Origin of the sequence: Chitinimonas sp., assembly GCF_041904975.1 — a bacterium.
In the GTDB taxonomy this organism is placed as follows: Bacteria; Pseudomonadota; Gammaproteobacteria; order Burkholderiales; family Chitinimonadaceae; genus Chitinimonas.
Genome location: NZ_JAYRLZ010000273.1, coordinates 1 through 5,599, shown reverse-complemented (window position 1 = coordinate 5,599; position 5,599 = coordinate 1). Strand labels below are relative to the sequence as shown.

6 protein-coding genes are annotated in these 5,599 nt (G+C 61.5%); 5 read left to right on the top strand and 1 reads right to left on the bottom strand.

The annotated features are described in order from the left end of the window. From ACE3OH_RS18660 to ACE3OH_RS18650, 3 genes are all read left to right on the top strand, one after another. On the top strand, positions 1-1,092 hold a 1,092-nt coding region (locus ACE3OH_RS18660; protein ID WP_374356751.1), incomplete at its 5' end, for an oligopeptide/dipeptide ABC transporter ATP-binding protein. Positions 1,093-1,133: 41 nt separating this feature from the next. Further along, entirely contained in the window at positions 1,134-1,598 is a 465-nt protein-coding gene (locus ACE3OH_RS18655) for an N-acetyltransferase family protein (RefSeq protein ID WP_374356748.1), read from the top strand. A gap of 160 nt (positions 1,599-1,758) precedes the next feature. Continuing rightward, positions 1,759-2,796, top strand: a complete 1,038-nt coding sequence (locus ACE3OH_RS18650; protein WP_374356745.1) for a hypothetical protein — start codon at positions 1,759-1,761, stop codon at positions 2,794-2,796. A 101-nt stretch (positions 2,797-2,897) separates the two neighbouring features. Here ACE3OH_RS18650 and ACE3OH_RS18645 read toward each other — a convergent pair whose 3' ends face one another. Further along, positions 2,898-3,422 (bottom strand): zinc-finger-containing protein, encoded by a 525-nt coding sequence (locus ACE3OH_RS18645; protein WP_374356742.1) that lies wholly within the window; start codon positions 3,420-3,422, stop codon positions 2,898-2,900. Positions 3,423-3,637: 215 nt separating this feature from the next. Between ACE3OH_RS18645 and ACE3OH_RS18640 the strand changes: the two genes are divergently transcribed. Further along, positions 3,638-4,765 (top strand): sensor histidine kinase, encoded by a 1,128-nt coding sequence (locus tag ACE3OH_RS18640; protein ID WP_374356739.1) that lies wholly within the window; start codon positions 3,638-3,640, stop codon positions 4,763-4,765. A gap of 1 nt (position 4,766) precedes the next feature. Beyond that, positions 4,767-5,543: a LytR/AlgR family response regulator transcription factor gene (locus tag ACE3OH_RS18635; RefSeq protein WP_374356736.1), complete on the top strand. Its 777-nt coding sequence runs from the start codon at positions 4,767-4,769 to the stop codon at positions 5,541-5,543. Positions 5,544-5,599: the final 56 nt, after the last annotated feature.

Below are 5,599 nucleotides of genomic sequence, written 5' to 3'. Positions count from 1 at the left end.
CGCCTGCTCGGTGCCCTGCCCGATGTAGACAAGCGCGGCCATCAGCTCGAAGCGATTGCCGGCAATGTGCCGGCCTTGAACCAGACCTTCCATGCCTGTCGCTTTGCACCGCGCTGCCACTCGGCCAGCGAGCGCTGCCAGTCGGAAGTGCCAGCCATGTATCCGCAATCGGACAGCCATGCCGTGCGCTGTTTTGGCTTCGCACCACACAGCCCGGTGGTTCTGACCGAGCGTGAAGTGGCACCACTGGAGAGCGGAAAGCAACGTACCCGACACATCGGCGACGTGCTGCTCAAGGCGGAAAACGTAAGGGTGCGCTTTCCGATCCGCTCTGGCCTGCTACAGCGCGTTACCGGCTATGTCGATGCGGTGCACGATGTGTCGTTCCAATTGCGTGCCGGCGAAACCCTCGCCCTGGTCGGCGAGTCTGGCTCGGGCAAGACCACCACCGGCAAGGGGATTCTGCAGCTATTGCGCGGCTCGGCGGTGGTCGATGGCAAGGCAGTCCTCAACGGCATCGATTTGATGAGCGCCAACGCCAGCCAGCTTAAAGAAGCACGCCGGCAGATCCAGATCATCTTCCAGGACCCGTTCGGCTCGCTGAACCCACGCATGCGCGTGGGTGAAATCCTCGAAGAAGGGATTCAATCGCTACAGCCCGATGTCTCGGCCAGCGAGCGCGGCAAGCGCGTTGCGCGCCTGCTTGACCAGGTCGGTCTGCCTGCAGTGAGCATCACCAAATTCCCGCATGAATTCTCCGGCGGCCAGCGCCAGCGCATTGCCATCGCCCGCGCCCTGGCGGTGGATCCGCGCCTTATCGTCTGCGATGAGCCCACTTCGGCTCTCGATGTCTCGGTGCAGGCGCAAATTCTCAATCTGCTCAAGGACCTGCAGCACGAGCTGGGGGTGGCCTATCTGTTCATCACCCACAATATCGGCGTGGTGGAATACCTGGCCGACCATATCGCGGTAATGCAACGCGGCCGCATCGTCGAGGCTGCCAGCTGCAGCGAACTGCTCAGCAATCCGCGCGAGGACTACACCAAGACCTTGCTGGCGGCGGTGCCACGGGCAAAGCTGGCCATGGCGTAAGCCGACACCCGACTGCATCGAACTTGAACCTGCTTTCGCTTATGACCATACGACCCTATCGCCAGACTGACTGGCAACGCGTTTGCGACATCCACGATGCAGCCCGGCGCGATGAGCTGGCGGCAGCCAGCCTGAGTGATGCCTTTCTCACCTTGGCCGACACCGCAGAGAACGAAGGCTTCAATGAGTACGACATTCGTGTCGCCGAACGCGATGGCACGGTTGTCGGCTTTGTCGCGTTTACGCAGGATGAGCTCGCCTGGCTGTATATCGATCCGGCGGTCTACGGTAGCGGCGTTGCCTCTGCCCTGATTCAGGCGACCTTGCGCGAGACCGCCTCAGCGATGAGTGCCGAAGTGCTGGATGGCAATCTGGCCGCGATTGCTGTGTATAAAAAAGCCGGTTTTGTGGAAGTGGGTCGCGCCAGTGGCCGGATGCCCGGCAACGAGCGCTTTGCCGTGACCGTGCGCGAACTGCGCCATCCAGGCATCCGACAAGCCAGTTGATGCGACATCGGCAGGCGTGCCGGGCAATGCACTTTGGCGCGCCCAGCCAGCCCAACTCAGGCGGCTGGGCTGACAGGTAAGCGGCCGCGCGATTCGTCTGCTTTACTTCCGGGTTCAAGGAGATGGATTTCCCGACCGGATCGCCGACCAGGAGCAGCTGATGACCAGCTTAGCGCTACGCAGCATCTGCCTTGCCGCCCTCTTGCTGGCAAGTGCCAACGCCGGCGCCGATAGCGCCAGCCTGCTCACCCAAGCCAGCGGCGCCACTCCCGCCCGCGTTGACTATGCCAGACAACAGGGCGCCACCATCAGCGATACCAGCGATAACAAAGCCTTCACCCTCTGGTGGCAGCCCAGCAGCAGTGCCCCGACGGCGGTGATCGTTAGTTTGCATGGTCATGCGAGCTGGGCATTTGACGAGTTTTACCTGTGGCATCCCTATGCCAAGACGCGCAACTATGCCGTACTGGCCCTGCAGTGGTGGTTTGGCGGTGGCGATACCACGAGCGACTACTACCAACCCAGCGAGATGTATCCACTGGTCGCCGCCATCCTCAAGCAAAAGGGTATTGCGCCTGGCCAGGCCCTGCTGCACGGCTATAGTCGTGGCTCCGCCAATAGCTATGCCATGGCCGCACTCGATAGCAATAGCGCCAATCGTTACTTCGGCACGGTGCTTTCAAACGCCGGGGGCGCAGTAAGCGGTTTTCCACCCAATGACGAGATAGCGGCCGGCAAGTTCGGAGCCCTGCCATTCTCGGGCCTGAAATGGATCATGTATTGCGGCGAGAAGGATGCCACCCCGGATCGCGACGGCTGTCCTGCCATGAACAAGGCGCGCGACTGGGTGCAAAAGTATGGCGCCACGGTCAGCCTGTTCATCGACGACCCCAATGGTGACCATGGTGGCTTTCATCAGAACCCCGCCAATGTGAATGCAGCCTTGGCCGCATTCGCCCCATCCAGTCCCTATAGCGACGCAGAGCGCCTGTACAACTGGGGAGAGTGCAAATACCCCAGCCTCCTGCAACCGAAAGCCACCTCCACAGCACTTTTTGGGTATTGGGCACGCTGTTACGCACAGTCGGTGTGCATCGGTATTCGCGACGACACGCTATGGTTCTTTGACGGCCGCACCGTCAGTAAACTCGGACCGGTCGGCAGCTTTCTGACTGGCCTGCCCGCAAGTGGTTGTTAACAGGCCAGACGCCCACCTTCGCGTGCCGGAGCGCGGCAATCGGCTGGATTCCCGGCCAGGCGCCCAAGGTATGGCTCTCGCCAGTCAACCGCCTGCGCCAGCTAGGCGACCGAGCTGGCGCGATGCATGGGCTTGCCGGGATCTGAGTGGCGGCTAGCTACGGGCAGACGCAAGCGCGCTCGCCCATTGCTGGCATCCCCGGGCGAATGCCCGACCGACCAGGCCACTGCGGCTTGCGTGCCATTGCGCTGCCAATTGCGGTTTTGGCGCAGTACAGCAATGGTTTGCCAGCACTGCGCCAGATCGAAATTGGCGATCTGGCAGTCGGCTACCGCCATGCCCAGCCGGTCCGCCAGCCAGTGGCGGGCCTGGCTACGCGTCATGGAGGCATGGCTACCCTTCCATACCGCATCAAACAGACCATGCGCCATGCGCTTGGCGCTGCGCAAGGCAGCATTGGCAAGACGGCCTTGCGGCTGGCCGCTACGAGGATCGCAGGCAATATGGGCATCGCAAGGCTCGCAACGGAAATAGCGCCAACCATTGTCGGGCAGATGCGGATATACCTCGCTCCGACTGACCAATCGCGCAGCCTGCGCACAGTAAGGGCAAACGACATCGATCATATGCTTTGGGCCTTTCGCAAATCGCCGCCCAGCGCGGCGCTGCCGGCAACATATCGGCGCCATCCCTGCTGGCGTAGCGATTTGGGTTCAAATGCCGCCACCACATGCACCATGCCGCGAAACACCCACCCGATGTGACCAAATGCCGGCAGGCCGGTATGCATCGGGTAGGCAGGCCCACGCAATCTGCTTATGCTCCTTGGATGAGCGAGTCCATGCCCCCCATACCGTCATCCCTGGCGACATTGCCGCGCAGCAGTTGGCGTACCGCCTTCAGTATCAGTGCGCTGATCTGGGCCTCGCTCACGCTCTTGCATTTTGCTGCCAGCCTCAGCGATGCGGCGCGCCATGGCCGCCCGCCCGATGTCAAGGGCATGCATGTGGTGGTGTATTGCGATGCGATCATGAGCGTCTTTTGCGCCTGGCTGTACCGGCATCTGGAAGGAATGGGCGAGCAACTACCGCGTGTTCGCCGCCTGCTCCCCTTGTTCTGCAAGGTTTTTCTGCTGTTTATCGTCCCCTACTATCTACAGCTGTCGCTACTCGAGCACTTCTATCTGAGCGATGGAAGCTGGCAAGAATTGCCCGGCTTTCTGCGAAAAATCAATCTCCACTTCTACCTGTGGGACATGCTGATCCTGTCCGGCGCCATGGCTGTGGCGTATTCGCTTGCCTTGATCAACAAGCAGCGCACTGCCGACACGCATCGCCAGCAGGTAGAGGCAGAGAATGCCTTGCTGCGGCTGGAGCTGGCACAGCAGCGGATGGCGTCGCTCCGCGCCCAGCTCGAGCCGCATTTCATGTTTAACGCCCTTAACGCGATCAGTGCGCTGGTACGCGCCGATGACAAGCGACTGGCGATCAGCGCCCTGAGCAGGCTGAGCATGTTGCTGCGCTATGCCCTGACTGCCAGTAGCGTGGAATGGGTGAAGTTCGCCGACGAAATGCGCTTTCTGCGCGATTACCTGGCACTTCAGTCACTGCGCTTTGACGAGCGTCTGCAGATCACCATTTGTGGTGAGGACGAGGTGATACTGAATGCAGACTTCCCGCCCCTGCTGCTGCAGCCCTTGGTGGAAAACGCCATCCGCCACAATCTTGAGCGGCATGGTGACCCGGCCGATGTCCTGGTAAAGCTGTCTCACTCTGCCAGTGAACTGACCATCAATATCAGCAATCCGATCCCCGCCGATGCGCCGGCCAATCCCGGCTTCGGGCTTGGACTGCATCACACACGCGAGCGTATCCGCCTCGCCTATGGCGGGCGCGGTCAGTTACGCATCAGCGAAGTGGACGGGCGCTTTGACCTGACATTGCAGCTACCACTTTTCCCGGATGACTGATATGGCCGAACCGGTGATACGCACCCTGATCGTCGATGACGAATTGCCCGGGCGCATGAATCTGCGCTATGCCTTGCAAGACTTCCCGGCCTGGCAGCTGCTTGGCGAGTGCACCAGTGCGGCGCAAGCCCGCGAGATGCTCGCGCGTGAAGCAGTCGATGTGCTGTTCCTCGATATCCAGATGCCCAAGGAATCCGGCATCGATCTGGCCCGCGAACTCAGCCAGCAGGCGGCGCCGCCGATCATTGTCTTTGTTACCGCATTCGAGCGGTTTGCCCTGGACGCCTTCGCCGTTCATGCCCTCGACTACCTGCTCAAGCCCTTTGACGATGTGCGTCTGGCGCAAACGCTGGAGCGGGCCGCCTCCATGCTGGCGCTCAGACGCAGTGGCTACCGCCAGGCCTTGCAGCACTATGTCGACAGTCAGGCCGAGCAAGCCGCCAGCCCTTACCTGCGCAAGATCAGCATCCGCTCCATCGGCCAGATCGAGCTGGTGGACCTGGATGAGGTCACCTGGCTCGCCGCATCGGGAAACTATGTGCAATTGCACCTGGCCGGCCGCAGTGTGCTGCACCGCTGCACCCTGACCCAGCTCGAGTCCAGCCTCGACCCGGCCTGCTTTATCCGCGTTCATCGCAGCACCGTGGTCAGGCGCAATCAGTTGGCCAAGCTGTCTGTGACTGGCGACGGCACCTATGCGCTCACCTTGCGTTGTGGTGCTGTCGTTGCGGTCAGCGAACGCTATGTCGGCACCGTCCGGCAGGCGCTGGACAGCTAGGCTCTGTTGACGTTTTGCCGGCGGATCGCGTTTCGTCGGAAAACCGCCAAGCGCAA

Bases quoted from the DNA above. Each gene is read 5' to 3' on its own strand.
- ACE3OH_RS18655 (WP_374356748.1), top strand. From the start codon at position 1,134: ATGACCATACGACCCTATCGCCAGACTGACTGGCAACGCGTTTGCGAC.
- ACE3OH_RS18645 (WP_374356742.1), bottom strand. From the start codon at position 3,422: ATGATCGATGTCGTTTGCCCTTACTGTGCGCAGGCTGCGCGATTGGTC.
- ACE3OH_RS18635 (WP_374356736.1), top strand. From the start codon at position 4,767: ATGGCCGAACCGGTGATACGCACCCTGATCGTCGATGACGAATTGCCC.
- ACE3OH_RS18650 (WP_374356745.1), top strand. From the start codon at position 1,759: ATGACCAGCTTAGCGCTACGCAGCATCTGCCTTGCCGCCCTCTTGCTG.
- ACE3OH_RS18640 (WP_374356739.1), top strand. From the start codon at position 3,638: ATGCCCCCCATACCGTCATCCCTGGCGACATTGCCGCGCAGCAGTTGG.